Below are 17,349 nucleotides of genomic sequence, written 5' to 3'. Positions count from 1 at the left end.
ACCTTTGGCTTATGTATGTCGAACAGGTAAACAACTGAACACAACAACTCAATCTCTGGAACACTAAACACAAATACTACTATGTTAACGTTAATGAGCAAATTGGCCGTTTCTATTCTGATGAGTGCAGCTACGCTGGCCAACCCAACAACACCCAAAACAATGTCGTTCGACGCCAGTGCCTTCGTAACCATTGATAACCAGATTCGGGTATCGGTTAGTAAGACCGCTGAGGTGCCGGTCGAAATTGTACTGCGCAATGCGGAGAATCAGGTAATCTTCCGTCAGGATATCAGCAAGAAGGAAGCCAAGTATGCGGTTAAATTGAATGTCAACGAATTGGCCGACGGTAAGTATGAACTGGAAGTTAAATCAAACGAAGGAAGCATTCGGAAGCAGTTGAATCTGTCAACCCGACCTGTAGCACAGACAACCCGTATTGTTGCCATGCAATAGCAGTTAGGTTCTTTCCGTAACCAATGAAGCCTGGCGTGAGCCGGGCTTCATTGGTTTAAGCCAGACAAAAAGCAACCGAAAATTAGTCAGTTTTTAAAATACCTTTCTCTTTTAGAAATTGAATGCTTTTGGCGTGGTTGTCGAAGCATTGTTGCCTGTCAGTAACAGGGAGCAATTCAATGGTCACAAACCGTACGTTTTGCTTCGCCATCAGCTCAACGACTTTATCGACCTCAAGCGGATTGCTGGTAAGCGTTGGTTGAGATTCGCCTTCTTTTAACGTTTTTAAATGAGTGGTCACCCAGCGATTTCCCATCGTTGCCAGAAAGTCGGCTACTTTTTGTGGATCAGCTTTTGCTCTTGATGTATTTCGAAACGGATTGCCTATATCGAATTGTAAACCAGTACCAGTAGTATTCCTGAAAAAGCTATCCAGCCCTAAATAGGCATTGCCATCACTAAAAAAAGGCTCATTGAGGTTTTCAACAATAAATTGAACCCTGTTATTTTTTGCAACGCGAGCACAGCTATCGGCCAGATTACTTAATTGAATCATTTCTGCCTTATTCCATCCTTTTTTGGTGCTATCAAGCTCAAATTCAGATTTTGAAACCAGTGCCCGAAGAATACCTGGACCCGGAAAAAGTAATGTATTGGCTAAACCTCGTTTAAAGACGTCATAATAACCCGTATCAAGGAGATTTTTTTGGATTTCATATATCACATCTAATTTGTTCTTTCTGGCCAGTTCAGCCAATACCTTACATTCGTCCTGAGAAAGACTTGCCTGATCATCACGTAGTTCTATAAAATCATAACCTTCTGTTGATGCATAATCAATAATCTCACTCAGGCTTTCCACATTAACAGGCATGGCCTTTTGGAAATTTTGTGTTGAAAACCCAATTTTTAAGTTTGGATATTTACTGAAGGCTAGTGATTTATTTTCAGTATGTTTTGTGCAGTTAGCAAACGATATGCAAATAAAAAGTAAAGAGAATAACCTCATTTTAAACATAAATTTTTCGGTAAAAATGGTTGCTAGCGTACCAGGAAAACGTTGTAGCTGTGATTAAAAAATAAATCTATTTGTTGAGCTATGTGTTCAAACAGATCATATATGGTAATGTGCTGGCCCAGGATAAACTGGACCGTAGAAAAAAGCATAGTAGATATTCTACTATGCTTTCTATAATCCAACCTATCTAATTAAAAACATTACCACGAAAAAATTTGCTTATTTTTTTAATTTATTCCCCTGAAAAAAGTGATTATGGTACGGAGATTTGTGTTGATTTTTTGCGTTACCTAATTACTTTTTTTGCCTTTATCTGGCGTTGCCTGTAGAATAAATTCAATAAAATCAACACGGGCCGACTCGCTGCCGTTGGCCATGCCTATTAATTTTATTTCGTCACCACTGTTGATTTTAATATTGGGAATGGTTTTTCGTCTCCAGCAGCCTACATCTTCAGTTAATTTCCAGGTAGCTTTTTGTTTGCCACCCACATACAAAGCTAAGTTCCCCTGACCCTCTTTTTCGTCAGCATAAGACACCACAATCGTATATAGTCCCGATGGATTCGCGAATGAAGAAGTTGCCGTTCCTGTGCCGGTTGTCTGTACGCATTGTTCGATCAGAAACTTGTCAGGATTATAGCCTGAAAGGTTCATGCTCTCAACCTCCATGCCCATAATTGGCGTAAATCCAGGAACACCGGCTTCACTGATGCCATTTCGGACAGCACGTAGCAAAGAATAAGGCGAACCGTCGTAATGCTTAACACCGATTCCCTTAGCCCCACCATCAACCGAGATTTTGATACTTGACTTGACAATCGGGACTGTTGTTAACAAACGGGTAGGAACGCCTGGAATAATAGGAACATCGTTACCCATAAAATACTTTGTCGTGGCTATTCTGGATTTTCGATCCGATTTCTGATAGCCATTTTGCTCCGTATGCGTGGATAGGTGAACCGAATTGATATTATTTTTTAACTCTTCAAGTGCTAATCCCGATGTGCGGTCATTGAGGTCATTCAGGCGAAAATCAATTTTAGGATTTTCCTGATGGATTTTATCGGTGACCAGCTTATAGATTTCGGTCGTACACGCTTTTCTGAAATTGCGCCAGTTATCCAGTTGAGGCTGAGCGTACGGATTGTCTTTTAAAACGGGGATTGCTGCTTCCATATCAAATCCCATTGATTTTGCCTTGTGTTTACAGGATTCGCAAAAGCAGGTTCCACCGTGGATGGGATCGTCGGACCGACTGAATAACAGCATGCATGTTTGAATGTAGTCAACGTCATAATTTTTAGCTAGATCGCCATAAAGTGCCAGTAAATATTCCCGTACTTCAGGGTTATTGGTGCAGGGTCGATCAACTGTTTTGTCATTTATATCGCGTTGTTTGTATTCCGGATGATTGGTTAGAACCTCCACCGGAATATACGTATGTGAAACCTCTACCCCGGCTCTAAGGCCGCGTGCATGCGCTTTATCGAGTACTATTTTAAGCCAGTCCGTATTGTTGAGCCAGGGCTGATTTGACATCAGTGGTTTGATGCGTCCGTATAATTCCAGGTGAGGTTTAAAATAGGCCCGGGAATCTTCGGCATCCCATTCTGTTCGAACGGGGTTATGGATAAAATTAAACGTACCCGGTAATTTATCGTTGTTAAAAGGACGATGCTCCTGGTGCATTACGGCAATTAAATAAACCGAATTAATGCCGGCAATACTGGTCATGTTATCGAGTATGAGGTCGATTCCTTCATCATGTACTTCCCAGGGATAAATGCTGCCGGTAACCTCAAAATTTGGAGCCGGTACATTCGATCGTTGTATCGATTGAGCATTCAGATTTACCAGGCAGAGACACGAAATGAATGCCAGAAAACACTCCTTTTTCGTAATGAATAATTTCATGACGTTTACTTTATTAATGGGAAAATTTGATTTCAAATTTTGTTTCTCAGGTACGATTTGTAGTCGCTGATATAGCTTTTCACAGACACCAGTTTTAATTAATTCACTAAAGTTGGTGTCTGTTTTTTCCGTCTGGCAATAACCAGAATAGTAGATGCCAGCGTGACTAACAGGACGGCTAATACAATCAGATAGATATAGCCTCGGGATGCGTCGGGGGCTGCAACCAGTTTTTTGCTGTTGATCATTTCATAAACTGGAATTATCCACTTTACTGCGTAAGCCTGTGCCAGGGTAATAAAACAGATGACAATCAGCATGATGAAACTGTGCTTCACCGTAAAGCGGAAGAGTTGTGATTCCTGCCCAACAAGATCACCGGCAGCCGCTGCCACCGCGATCGATTGCGGGGAAATCATTTTGCCCACAACTCCTCCCGACACATTGGCCGCCACCGTCACCACCGGATCTACACCAATCGATGTTGCTGTAGCATACTGGAGTTTACTGAACAACGCATTCGCCGACGTATCCGAACCTGTAATGAAAACACCCAGCCAGCCGAGTACGGGTGCGAAAAATGGAAATAAATAGCCCGTATTAGCCAGCACTTCGGCCAGGGTTAGGGTTATGCCCGAATCATTGACGATGTAGGCAAAGCCTAGCACGGCAGCTATCGTCAGAATGGGGAATTTTAACTGATTTAACGTGGCCGCAAAAACTTTGGCCCCATCACTATATGTCAGCCCGATCATGGGTATCGCAACCAGGTCGGCAATTAAGATGGCTGTTCCGGCAGCAGATAAATAATTGAATTTGAATATTTTGGGTAGAAGTGCACCGTCCTTATCCTGAATAACGTTATGAAGGCCAGGCACTTCGAACTGAAATAACCCCAATGAATTTAGGGCGTCCTTAATAGGCTGCATTCCCCAGGCAATAACCATAATGGTCAGGACGATAAAGGGCGACCAGGCTCTTACTATTTGCCCACCCGTATACGTAATATCGGTATTGAGCGTAGGGGCGGGTTCGTTGGCAAAGCGCCAGATAGTTTTCGGTTTCCAGAATCGGAGAAAAACCATTAGACAAACAATTGATCCAAGGCCCGCAATGACATCGGGTAGGGAAGGTCCCAGGAAGTTAGAGGAGAGATACTGGAGTAAGGCGAATGAAACTCCCGAAACCAGCACTGCCGGTAAAACTTCCTTTGCCTTTTTAAAACCGGCAATGATGGTTACCAGATAGAAAGGGAGTATGATGGACAGAATGGGAAGTGTACGCCCGACCATTTGCGAAATAGGCATCTCAGGAATGCCCGACACTTGTGAAGCCACCGTGATCGGAATGCCGATCGAACCAAAGGCAACAGGGGCCGTATTGGCAATGAGGCAAATGCCCGATGCATAGAGCGGATTGAAACCCAGCCCGACCAGCATCGCTGCCGTGATGGCGACGGGTGCACCAAAACCCGCCGTTCCTTCCAGAAATGAGCCGAACGAAAACGCGATCAATAATGCCTGCAAACGCCGGTCGGAGGTGATCGACGCCATGAAGTGTTTGATGATTTCGAACTGCCCACTTTTGACGGTTAGATTGAAGAGAAAAACCGACATGATCACCAGCCAGCAAATAGGGAACAGGCCATATAAACTCCCATGTGCAATAGATAAAACGGCCAGTTTTACGGGCATGCCATATACTAAAATAGCAATGACGGTTGCAATGGCTATGGCGATCAAACTGGCCTGATAGCCTTTCATTTTTTTGATGATCAATGCCCAGAATATAAAGATAATGGGCATTGCCGCTATCAGAACGGACAAGGTGATGTTATTAAGTGGATCAATAACCTGTGTCCATTTCATAGTTGTCGAGCGTTTGTGTGTTCAATGGAAAGTAGAGAAACCATGCTTGTCAGAATAACGATAGTGTGTATACGTATTTGATTGAAAAGAGGAAGTCGTGCTTGTCAACAGACTCGAAAAAATGGCAGTCGCCTGATCGATGATTAGTTTTGGGCCACCCACTTTTTATCGGTTTTCTCGCCCATTTCCAGCACCAGTGTGCCGCCATCCATCAGCTCCTGGTGCGAAAAGGACAACGAACTCAGGGGTTTGCCGTTCATACTCGCCGACTGGATGTATTTGTTGGTGCGGGACGAATTATGGGCAATCAGGGTGAACTTCTTGCCATTGGGCAAATCGATCGTCACCTTGCTAAATAGTGGGCTGGTGATGCTGTAACGGGGAATACCGGGTGTAGTGGGGTAGAATCCCATGGCCGAGAAGACCACGAAGGAAGACATCGAGCCGCCATCTTCATCGCCTGGCACACCGAAGATGTTATCCTGGAACCAGGTGTCGAGCAGGAGCCGGGTATACTTCTGGGTTTTCCAGGATGCGTTGGTGAAATTGAAAATGTAAGGGATAAAGAAGGTGACCTGATTGCCCATCGCAAACTGACCGATCATGCCCGTCTGGTTGGGCCATTTTTCCCAAAAAACAGGTTTGCTACGGTCCATTCCTTCGCGGAAAAGCTGGTCGAGATTTCGTTCCATCTTATCGGCTCCGCCCATCAAATCCCGTAATCCTGCAAAGTCCTGCTGTGCATTCCACATATAACTCCAGGCATTGTTTTCATTGTAATAATCGAATCCGTTGTGCCCGCCATCAAATTTTGGGTCGATCTCAATCCAATCGCCTTTCGCATCTTTTGGGATAAACAGATTATACTTTTCATTCCAGAGATTCCTGTAATTTTTTGTTCTTGGTGCATAGCGTTTATAGACGTCCTGATTGCCTAATTCCTTCGCTAGTTCACTCAATGCCCAACTATCGTAGGCATCGCCCAGGGTTATGGCAACGGCAGACCGCTTCTGCCCCGGTTTAAGTGAAGCAAATGCATCGGTTTCTGTTTCGCCGGGATGCAGCGCCGGATAGTAGCCATTCTTGACGTAAAAATCTTCGAGACCTCCTTTAGGACCATTTCTGAACGGAAGCATCGTTGCTTGTTCTGCGTTTTTGAGCATTCCGTCAAAAGCCGTTTTTACATCGAAATTTCGGATTCCTTTCCGGTAGGCATCCAGAAACATGACCGTTGATTTGAAACCAAACATACCCGGCCGATCACCAAAGGGCCGTGGATACTCGGGCATCCAACCGCTTTGCTGGTACATCGTTACGTAGGATTGGAGCATGTCCGCTTCCCGTTTGGGGTCGAGAATTGTCCGGAGGGGATGCAGAGCCAGATAATTGCCCCAGGTATAATCATCGGTGTAAAACGGCCGCTTATCCTCATGCGCCTTTTTGTCATAGCCGCTGAAGTAGGTCCCGTTTTCATTGACATCGATCATCCGAACGTAGCATCGGTAGAGGGCGGTATAAAAGCTACGTTTCTGAGCTTCGGTGCCGCCTTCTACCTTGATCTGGCCGATGGTTTTTTCCCAGGCCGCTTTGCCTTTGGCCTTCAGCTGATCGAAACTAACGGAAGTGAGCTCTTTCTCGAAGTTCTTTTTGGCCTGCTCCCGACTGACGAAGGAAATGGCATACCGAAACTCCACCACCGGGCTATCCTGTTCGCCATAACTCACCCAGGCACGTTCGCCATCCATTTTCTTTGGCTTTTCAGGGGTTCCGCTAACGGTATATTTACCCCAGTCTTTCTCGCCGGTTTTTTTGCCCGTTTGCGGCTTCCCCGTGAAAACGCCATATATATAGGCGACGCCCTGCTGCTCATGAATCGCATCGACAACGAACTCCGTTCCGACCAGTTTATTACCGTCCTGGAATTCATATTGTCCATTTTTATAATAGTGCGACAGCAACAGATTTTTGCTGACACCAGCCGGAAAAGTAAACCGATAAATGCCTGTCTTTTCGCCAGCCGTATATTCAGTTAGAATATCATCGTCAGTCAGTTTTACGGAATAATACCAGGGTTGTGTTACTTCCAGATCGTGATCGTAGGTCAATCGTCGATACCAGGCCGTATCGGTCACCGCACCTTTTGAAGGCTTGATGGAAAAAATCATTTGAGGAGTAATGATATTCTGGGCCAGCATCGGAAAATCGGTAATCTGCATGTCCAGATGATCCTGCCGTTTGGGAAACACCCTGATCATTTGATTCGGCAAATGAACGATTGGCCGATTCGTATTCAGTAAAGGGGCGACATTGCCAATTGTGGGATCAATATACTGGATACCAGAGCCGCCTGCCTTGCTCGTTTGTCCAAAGCTGTATTGACACAAACTGATAGCAGCAACTACCGTAGTTAAAACCGTTTTAAGAAAACTAGTAATGAGCCTGGACATAGTTATGTTGCAATTGATTGAGTCTGACTAAATAAATTCAATCTATTAAGGGTACAGTCTTGCCTAAAAGTACTAATAGGTTATGTCCCATTTTTTGTCGGTTTTCTCGCCCATTTCCAGCACCAGCGTACCACCATCCATCAGCTCCTGGTGCGAAAAGGACAACGAACTCAGGGGTTTGCCGTTCATACTCGCCGACTGGATGTATTTGTTGATTCGGGACGAATTATGGGCAATCAGGGTGAACTTCTTGCCATTGGGCAAGTCGATTGTCACCTTACTAAACAGGGGGCTGGTGATGCTGTAACGGGGAATACCGGGTGTAGTGGGGTAGAATCCCATGGCTGAGAAGACCACGAAGGAAGACATCGAGCCGCCATCTTCATCGCCTGGCACACCGAAGATGTTATCCTGGAACCAGGTGTCGAGCAGGAGCCGGGTGTATTTCTGGGTTTTCCAGGGTGCATTTGTGTAGTTAAACAGGTAGGGGATGAAAAAGGTGACCTGATTGCCCATCGCAAACTGACCGATCATGCCCGTCTGATCCGGAAATTTATCCCAGAATACGTACTTGGGGCGGTCCAGCCCTTCGCGGAAAAGCTGATCGAGGTTTTGCTCCAGTTTATCGGCTCCACCCATCAGTTCCGTAAATCCTTTGATATCCTGCTGAACGTTCCAGCGGTAGCTCCAGCCGTTATTTTCATTGTAATAATCGTTACCGGCATGGCCGCCATCAAATTTTGGGTCGATCTCAATCCAATCCCCTTTCGCATCTTTTGGGATAAAAAAGCCGGATTTGGCATGCCAGAGATTCTTATAGTTTTGCGCTCTTGGCGCATAGCGTTTATAAACGTCCTGATTGTTTAATTCCTTCGCCAGTTCACTCAACGCCCAACTGTCGTAGCTGTTTCCGAGGGTAACGGCTACGGCCGATCGTCGCTGACCATTGCCGCGTAGTTTCGCCACCGAATCGGTTTCGGCTTCACCGGGACGTAACGCCGGATAGTAGCCTTTCGCATAATAAAAATCATCCAGCGCCCCTTTGGGGTCATTCCGATGCGGAAGCATTGTTCGTTTTTCGGCGCTTTTCAGCATACCTTCCAGTGCTTTATTTGAATCAAAATTTCGGATTCCTTTCCGGTAGGCATCCAGAAACATGACCGACGATTTGAAACCGAACATGCCCGCACGATCGCCATAAAATTTAGGGTATTCGGGTATCCAGCCACTTTGCTGGTACATATTTACGTAGGACTGTAAAATATCGGCTTCCCGCTTGGGGTCGAGAATGGTTCGCAGGGGATGCAGAGCCAGATAGTTTCCCCAGGTATAGTCATCGGTGTAAAACGGTCGCTGGTCGTCATGCACCTTTTTGTCGTAGCCGCTGTAATATTTCCCATCTTCGGAAATGTCGACCATGCGGGCGTAGCATCGGTAGAGGGCGGTATAAAAGCTACGTTTCTGAGCTTCGGTGCCGCCTTCGACCTTGATCTGGCCGATGGTTTTTTCCCAGGCGGCTTTGCCCTTGGCCTTCAGTTGATCGAAACTAACGGAAGTGAGCTCTTTCTCGAAGTTCTTTTTGGCCTGCTCCCGACTGACGAAGGAAATGGCGTAGCGAAACTCTACAACCGGACTATCCTGTTCGTTATAGCTGAACCAGGCGCGTTCGCCTTCTACTTTTTTGTGTTTTTCCGGAATGCCTAAGACGGTATAACGCCCCCAATCTTTTTCGCCCTGTTTTTTGCCGCTTTCAGGCTTGCCCGAAATTTTTCCATACAAGTACGCAATACCTTTCTGCTGGTGATTCGCATCATTGACAAACTCCTGGCCAACGAGTGCATTGCCATCCTGGAGTTCATATTGCCCATTTTTGTAATAGTGCGAGAGCAGAATATTTTTTTTGACGCCCGCCGGGAAAGTAAACCGATAGATTCCCGTTCGTTCTCCGGGCGTGAATTCAGTCAGGATATTGTCGTCAGTCAATCGTACCGAATAATACCAGGGCTGAACTGTTTCAAAGTCATGGTCATAGGTTAAGCGTCGATACCAGCCCGTGTCGGCTAAAGCCCCAGCGAACGGTTTGATCCCGAAAATGACCTGGGGTGTAATAATATTTAGAGAGGACATCGGGAAGTCAGTAATCTGCATATCCAGGTGATCCTGACGTTTGGGAAACATCCTGATCATTTGATTGGGCAGATGAACAACTGGCCTGTTGGTGTTATATAAAGGAGCTACATTGCCAATGGTCGGGTCGATGTAGTTGATGCCCGTTGCTGAGCTAGCCGGACTGGAACTCTTTTTTTGCTGAGAATAGCCAATTTGTATTCCTGCAAGCGAAAGAAGGGCCGACAGGGTCAATAGGATACCGATTTTTATTTTCATAATTGAGAGCGGAAATACGACAACAAATTGGGCCATCTGGTTGCTGGATAATCAGACCATTCGCAGCCTGATTATCCAGCAAAGAATAAGAAGAAATTTGTTATTAATTATACCCCGGATTCTGAGGTAATACGGTGGGATTATTGATGATTTGTATTTCAACCAGCGGAATCGGAAACAGCGCCATATAAGGTTTCAGACCCAGGGGTTGCATCACGCTTACCAAACGATCTGTTCTGGCCAGATCAAACCACCGTACACCTTCCATGGAGAGCTCATAAATGCGTTCGTCATAGATTTTGGTCCGCAGCTGATCCTTGGGCAGAGCCGTAAATTTGGGCATGTTCGCGCGGGTGCGTACCTGATTCAGGTAGGTAAGGGCAGCATCCGTTTTGCCATTTTCATTTAAGGCTTCAGCATACATTAACAGAACATCGGCATAGCGAATGACTTTCCAATTTACTTTGCTGTCGTTCAGCGAGTTTGTAATCGCTAAATACTTTTTGGTGAACGTCGCAATCTGCAAAAAGCCCTGGAAAACACCGTTATTGTCCGTATACCCTTTGGCAACGGTAACGTCACGCCGGGGGTCGGTCGGATCGAATGAATCGAACAGCGCAAGGGTAGGGGTATTCTGCTCGCCCGCTCCGCCTTTTATGCCATAAAATGTTTCCGCTAATGAATTGGCTGATTTCGGTAAAAACTTATTAGAGAATCCACTGCCAGCACCGAGGTTACCATCCTGATATTCAATGTCGAAGATATATTCGGCATGGTGCTCATCTTTTGTATAGTCGAACAGGTCTTTATAATTGGGGAGGAGCGAATAACCCAGCGTTGTTACTTCCTGTAATTTAGCTTCGGCTTTTACAAAATCCTTGCGGGTCATATACACTCTGCCCAGTATGGCTTTGGCTGCCCCTTTTGTAGCTCGTCCAACGTCGACACCTGTGTATTTGGCTGGCAATTTTGCCTCTGCATCGAGTAAATCCTTGATGATTACCTCATCATAGATCTTATCGACCTTTTCGCGTGTTTTTGTGTAACCCTCCTCAATTGTTGTTGGCTTTGTATTCAGAGGTACATCTCCAAAGATGCGTACCAGATCAAAATAAGCAAATGCGCGTAAAAATTTAGCTTCGGCAATGTGTCGGTCTTTGTTGGTCACAACAGCCGGATCGGCCGAAGCTATTTTATCTAATATGAGATTGGCCCGACTAATGGCACTGTAATAATTCCGCCAGGTAGATATCATTAAGGCCGCATCGCTATTCATGTTGAATTTATCAACCGATACTAAAAAGGCATCATTACCGAGCGCATGCCACGAATCATCGGCGCGTAAATCGCCAAATATCCAGAAATCCTGATACTGGTTTCGCAGCATACTGTAAATACCGACTACCGCATCCTGAAAATCTTTATCCGTTTTATAGACGGCGTCAACACTAACGGTGGATATGGGATTTAATTCAATAAAATCCTTTTGGCACGACATGGTGAGAAAGGATGCCAAGGCTAGTATGAAGGCTATTTTTTTCATCTTTTTGAGTTTTTTTATTTGTTGCCTTACATTAAAATCCCACATTTAAACCGATTATGATGCTTTTGGGCAATGGATAATCATTAGCCTCTACACCGGGTGTCAAGGGGTTATCCGTCGTGCTGACATCCGGATTAAACGCCGTGTTTTTGGTGAAAATAAACGGGTTCGATGCGTTCACATAAACACGGAGTGAACCAAGCCCGATCTTTTGCACAATGTTGCCCGGTAATACGTAAGCCAGTGATATGTTGTTGATGCGGAGGTAAGATCCCGTATCAAGAAATAACTGGCTTGGCAGGCGCACACCACCTGTAGGGGTATCGTTGGGGCGGGGTGTTTTTCCGTCGCCGGGGTCCTGTTCCGATTTCCAGTAGTTATTGCTAAATGCGTAACCTCTTACACGGGCCCGGCCGCTGTTTCCACCACCCCTTGAGGTGTTATAGACCTGGCTTCCCTGCGAACCCTGTAGCGTGACACTGAGGCTGATATTTTTATAGCTAACCCGGTTCGTCATGCCGTAATAAAAATCCGGATAGGGAGACCCCATGATTGTTTTATCGGCATTGGTAATGACGCCATCGCCGTTGATATCGACGAACCGTATATCGCCCACATGCGAGCGGTCGCTCCCCGTTGGATTGTAAATCGGACCCTTATCCAGTTCGGCCTGGGTCTTAAAAATGCCATCGGTCAGCCATCCATAAAACATACCGATCGGTTGCCCGATCTGCGTGACATTATTGCCCGAGTAAATAGGATCTCCCTGTGGTCCTAACTTAACTACTTTATTCCGATATGTAGACAGGTTAAAGTCAGTCGACCACTTAATTTGTTTGTCGACATTGACGGTGCTTAGTACAAACTCCCAGCCCGTATTTTTCACTTCACCGATATTCTGTAATGCCGTACTAAAACCGGTATTATTTGGAATATTTACGTTCAGTAATAAATCCGTATTCCTCGATTGGAAATGGTCTATCGAAGCGCTGATTCGGTTGTTAAAGAAACTTGCATCGACGCCAAAATTAATGGAGGTCTGTTTTTCCCAGGTTAAGTTGGGGTTGCCGATTCGGCCGGGTGCAATGGCAGTTGCTACTGCGTTACCCAAGCCATAATTTTCGTACGTGATGGTTCCGTATTGATCATAATTGCCAATGTTATTATTGCCTGTTTCGCCGTAACTCGTTCGTAGTTTCAGTTCGCTGATACCGCGTATATTTTTCAGGATATTTTCGTCCGAAATACGCCACGCTAACGCTACAGATGGAAATAGACCGTATTTATTTTGAGTCCCAAAACGAGATGATCCATCCGTCCGAATGGATGTTGTTACGTAATATTTGCTGTTGTAATTGTAGTTAACCCGTGCCAGATACGACAGCAACGACCACTCATAGATATTGGATGTTCCATTCGTGATCAGACCACCAACGGCGCTTAATGTAGGCACTAAATTATTGGGGAATTTATTGCTGCTGATCAGATTCGATTCCCCGCGTTCTTTCTGAACAGTATAACCAGCCAATGCAGAAATAGAATGTTTATTGATGCTTTTAGTGTAATTCAAGGTATACTCAGTCAGCCAGTTCGTAATCAGCGACGCATTATCTGTACCCAATGCCAGTTCATTGGCGAAATAAGGACGTTGCGGTCTGAAGTACATTCCCTTGCCGCTTAACAGGCTGCCGCCAATCAGGACATTGAATTTCAGGTCATTAAGGATTTGGTATTCGAGCCCGATATTCCCCAGCAGGCGCAATCCTTTTTGGGAGGTGATGGTTTCCTGAGCTACGGCTAACGGGTTATAAATGTCGGCCATGTCGGCCAGACCAGCATAATTAAAATAGTTGCCATTGGCGTCTAACAATGGCCGAAAGTTATGAATCTGTAAAGTAGAAGCGACTATTCCCAGCGTACTGGCCGTACCGCCACTGACACCGGTAGATGGTAGTGAACGCTGATCTGTATACGATGGATTGAAGTTTAATTTCAACGAAAACCGTTTTGACAACTGAGCGTCAATGTTGGTTCGTAAGGAATACCGTTTGAAACCGCTATTAATGATAATGCCATCCTGATTGAAATATTCCCCACTGACGGCATAGCGTATATTCTCGGAACCTCCCGTAGCTGATAATTGAATCTGGCGTTGGGGCGCCGTAATCAATACTTTGTCCAGCGAATTTTCGTCGGTCTTGTTCCGACCTTCCAGAACATCCATAATAATGGCCGGTACTGGCGTAAACCATGAAGTTGCTGGTCCCGTTACATCCTTACCTGCATCCAGGTTTTTATTGCGCATGCCATCATAGAAGAAATTTGCCTGTTCTAGCGAATTCTTCATGATGGGCACTTTAGATACCTTTTGCCAGCCGTAGTAGGTATCGAGCGTAACAGTTGCTTTGCCCGATTTTCCCCGCTTGGTATTAATGATTACGACCCCATTTGATCCCCGCGATCCATAAATGGCCGTGGCGGAAGCATCTTTCAAAATATCCAGCGTTTCAATATCATTTGGATTCAGGGTTTGAATGTTATCGGTCGGAAATCCATCGACAACATACAGTGGCCCGGCCCCTGCCGAAATACTGCCGATACCGCGCACTCTGATTTGTGGTGCTGCACCGGGTTCACCCGAAACGGCTTTAACCTGAACCCCGGCCACGCGACCCGCCAATCCTTGTTCAATACGGGTTACTCCCAGGTCTTTTACTTCTTTACTGCTGATGACACCAACTGAACCAGTCAGGTCTTTTTTCTTGACAGTTCCGTATCCCACAACGACAATCTCATCGAGGGTCTTATTATCGGTCTTTAAAGCAACATCGACGATGGTGCGGTTTCCTACATTAACCTCCTGTGGCAGGTAGCCAACAAAACTAAAGATGAGAATGGCTGATTCAGTCGGCACATCCATTTTATAGCGTCCATCTGCATCGGTGGTCGTTCCTTTTTGAGTACCTTTTACAACAATACTTACCCCCGGTAGATTCTCCCCTTTTTCATCGGTTACTGTGCCCTGAACAGCAATATCAGTGCTTTTGTCGATGGTTAAATCTCCTCCGCGATTCAGTAACAATTGCTGATTGTCCAGTTCATTATCAGCTCTGTGAGACAAAACAGTAGCGATAACAGGCATCTGCACGGTGCTGGCCTGTATTCTTTCCGCTGATTCTTTAACGACAACGACATAGCCACCATTCTTTACTTTTTTGTAAAGTAGCCCCAATGGTTTCAGGATCGCATTAAGATTCTGCTCAATGTTCGCATTGAAATTAATGACATCGCCATCTACGGTCAGACCTTCTACGTTCCGATCCAGAAACAGGATATCGACGGAATAGTGATCCTGTAACTTTTTCAGAACATCTTTCAGCTTTTTGGTGGATGTTTTGAGCGTGCCTTCTTTTACGTGTATTGGCTGGACACTGGCTATTAGTTGCGAAAGTCCAGGGCGTACTCCTCCCAGCGCCACTCCAACCAGGAGTAGCACGCGTACAATTTTCTTCATAGTTTGTAGTAGGTTTTGGGGTTAATGAGCTTGGGTTATGATAATCGTATCTCCTTGCTGTCGATAACTCAGATTGGACGCACTCGCCAGGGTCTCCATCAACTCGGCGGCACTGTAGGCCGTGAAGGCCCCCGAAATCGTCCACTGCGTCAACGCTTTATCCGGGATCTGAACCTGGATGCCATAATTGCTGGCAAACAAACCGCTGATCTCGGCCAACGTAGTGCCATCAAAGACAAACCGATGCTCCTTCCAGGAGGTATAGTCCTGCGGTTTAGGGGTTTGCCGGAGGCTGATATGGCCTTTCTGATCGAAGGTGACCAGATTGCCGGGCTTCATGGTCAATTGCTTGCTGGTGGTGCCTTCCTGATACTTCAGCCGGACTTTGCCTTTGTTGAGTACCACTTTGGTGCCTTGCTCGCGGGTGTTGACCAGAAACTGAGTGCCCAGCACCAGTACTTCGAAATTTTTATTGGTCTGTACCACAAAGGGTTGATTGTCAACCAGGTGTTTGATGTCGAAATCAGCCTCGCCCACTAAGGCTACATGGCGGGTTTTGTGGCCAAAGCCAAATCGGGGTACGCGTAAGGAGGAGTTGGCATTGAGCGTGACGTGGCTGCCATCGTCGAGGGTGAGGCTACGGGTTTCCCCGAAATCGGTTCTATGGGTGGCAAACAGGAGGGTATCTTTAAAGAGAAGTCCGCCCAGCAGGAGGAGGACTGCACTCACAGAAGCGGCTATCATCCAGCGAAGCCAGTTAGGATTTAACCGACGTGTTGTGGCAGTATCTTTTGCCAGTAGTTGAGTCGTATCTGTCTGAGCTACAGGTTGAGTCGCCATCCGTTGCCGATGCCGTTTGAAGGCGGCATTGGCATCAGCCATAAATTGTGGATTCTGACTTTCCCAACTAGCCAGGCACTCGAAAAAGAATTCACGATTATTTTCCTCTTTAGCCCACTCATCTATGGCCTGTTTTTGCAAAGCCGTTGCCCGGCCAGCAAAGTAGTTGAAGAGCATTTCTTTCGATACCTGATTTTTCATGTTGAGATCGTTAGTAGCATCATGACGGTTTTATAAGAAAAAATACTTAGTCATGTGGCTAAAAAATAGGTATTCAGCTCAAAAACTGGACAATTAGATATAAAGTGAGTAGCCATTTGTCTTTTAGGGTGTTCTGAATCTGGCGCATGGCCTGATAAATATGGGCTTCGATGGTGCGGAGCGACAGATGCAGCTCATCGGCAATCTCCTGGTATTTCTTCCCTTCAAAACGGTGCATCACATATATCTGACGCCGTTTGAGTGGCATGGCATTGATGGCGTTCTCCACATCGTGGTACAACTCTTCATACTGGGTGATCGAGTCGGGGCTTTGGGTGATGTGGGCGGCAATCGAGTCGGCTTTATCCAGCGAGGTGGTGTGGCGCATCTCAGCCCGAACGTGATCGAAGGCCCGGTTTCGTACGGCCGTAAACAGGTAGGCCCGGTAGGAAATGGTAATGGACTGATAGCGCAGATTGGCATGAAACTCGTAGAAGATATCCGAAACGATATCCTCAGCGATGGCTTTGGAGGAGACATACCGAATAGCATGGCTGCACAAGAGGGCATAATACTGGCGGAACAGGAGGCTAATGCCCGCGTCAGGGTTCTGCTCAAAGGTTTTCCGAAGAAACAATTCGTTGTCCCATCGTGCCTGCTGCTCAGGGTCCTGGCCTGTCTGTTCTCGTGCCAAACCGGATGGTTGTTCTGCTGATTGATGCTGAGTTAGTTGCCAGATTTGTCCCATCTCTGTTGGTGAATGAAGCCGATCGTTCATTTCTGTACCCTCTCTTAGTCAATAACACGGAGTTGTCTATTTCCGAGAGCGGTATTTATTACTTAGAGACTGTAAAGAACACAAAAACACTTAGTCTTTTTTTGATTATTTTTTTGAAAAATTGAATTATAAGTTGGGCGATAAAAATAGTAGCGTTATTGTGCAGGAAGAACGATGCCTCCTAAACAATCAAAATGTCTTTCTAATGAGTTATGATGTCTGTACAACCGTCACTTTCCAGTTGATAGAAACGAATTTCTGAAAATTTTATCCGCTTTTCCTTAATAGGTGTAATTAAATTCAAGCATGGTTATTGCAGTTTCATATGTTGCCCAACTTTTAGTTTAATCTTGGTCAAAATAGACTGTTTTGGCAACTAGTTA

Annotated in this window: 10 protein-coding genes; 1 reads left to right on the top strand and 9 read right to left on the bottom strand. The window is 45.7% G+C overall.

Translation table 11 applies throughout. The annotated features are described in order from the left end of the window. Nucleotides 1-81 precede the first annotated feature (81 nt). The gene (locus G8759_RS27995) at nucleotides 82-456 is read left to right on the top strand and encodes a DUF3244 domain-containing protein (protein WP_232073971.1); all 375 of its coding nucleotides are present in this window, start codon (nucleotides 82-84) and stop codon (nucleotides 454-456) included. A gap of 82 nt (nucleotides 457-538) precedes the next feature. On the opposite strand, the gene G8759_RS27990 is transcribed toward G8759_RS27995, so the two are convergent. The 9 genes from G8759_RS27990 to G8759_RS27950 all read right to left on the bottom strand — a co-directional run bounded on the left by G8759_RS27990 (nucleotide 539) and on the right by G8759_RS27950 (nucleotide 16,966). After that, nucleotides 539-1,465, bottom strand: a complete 927-nt coding sequence (locus tag G8759_RS27990) for a hypothetical protein (RefSeq protein WP_167215885.1) — start codon at nucleotides 1,463-1,465, stop codon at nucleotides 539-541. A gap of 299 nt (nucleotides 1,466-1,764) precedes the next feature. Next, nucleotides 1,765-3,390 (bottom strand): hypothetical protein, encoded by a 1,626-nt coding sequence (locus tag G8759_RS27985; RefSeq protein WP_167215883.1) that lies wholly within the window; start codon nucleotides 3,388-3,390, stop codon nucleotides 1,765-1,767. A gap of 98 nt (nucleotides 3,391-3,488) precedes the next feature. After that, nucleotides 3,489-5,258 (bottom strand): L-lactate permease, encoded by a 1,770-nt coding sequence (locus G8759_RS27980; RefSeq protein WP_167215881.1) that lies wholly within the window; start codon nucleotides 5,256-5,258, stop codon nucleotides 3,489-3,491. 143 nt (nucleotides 5,259-5,401) lie between these two features. After that, nucleotides 5,402-7,705 carry a GH92 family glycosyl hydrolase gene (locus tag G8759_RS27975; protein WP_167215879.1) on the bottom strand — a complete coding sequence of 768 codons (2,304 nt, stop codon included), beginning with the start codon at nucleotides 7,703-7,705 and terminating at the stop codon, nucleotides 5,402-5,404. A gap of 72 nt (nucleotides 7,706-7,777) precedes the next feature. Beyond that, a complete protein-coding gene (locus G8759_RS27970; RefSeq protein ID WP_167215877.1) occupies nucleotides 7,778-10,090 on the bottom strand; it encodes a GH92 family glycosyl hydrolase in 2,313 nt (770 codons plus the stop codon). Between the two features lie 103 nt (nucleotides 10,091-10,193). Continuing rightward, nucleotides 10,194-11,633, bottom strand: a complete 1,440-nt coding sequence (locus tag G8759_RS27965) for a RagB/SusD family nutrient uptake outer membrane protein (protein WP_167215875.1) — start codon at nucleotides 11,631-11,633, stop codon at nucleotides 10,194-10,196. Nucleotides 11,634-11,664: 31 nt separating this feature from the next. Beyond that, nucleotides 11,665-15,147: a SusC/RagA family TonB-linked outer membrane protein gene (locus G8759_RS27960; RefSeq protein ID WP_167215873.1), complete on the bottom strand. Its 3,483-nt coding sequence runs from the start codon at nucleotides 15,145-15,147 to the stop codon at nucleotides 11,665-11,667. A gap of 21 nt (nucleotides 15,148-15,168) precedes the next feature. After that, entirely contained in the window at nucleotides 15,169-16,188 is a 1,020-nt protein-coding gene (locus G8759_RS27955; protein ID WP_167215871.1) for a FecR family protein, read from the bottom strand. 73 nt (nucleotides 16,189-16,261) lie between these two features. Continuing rightward, complete coding sequence (locus G8759_RS27950) at nucleotides 16,262-16,966, bottom strand: RNA polymerase sigma-70 factor (protein WP_167215869.1); 705 nt, start codon at nucleotides 16,964-16,966, stop codon at nucleotides 16,262-16,264. Between the last annotated feature and the right edge of the window lie 383 nt (nucleotides 16,967-17,349).

This window comes from Spirosoma aureum, from assembly GCF_011604685.1.
GTDB lineage: Bacteria > Bacteroidota > Bacteroidia > Cytophagales > Spirosomataceae > Spirosoma > Spirosoma aureum.
Note: the sequence above shows the minus strand (reverse complement) of the source record. Positions and strands in the feature narration are given on the sequence as shown.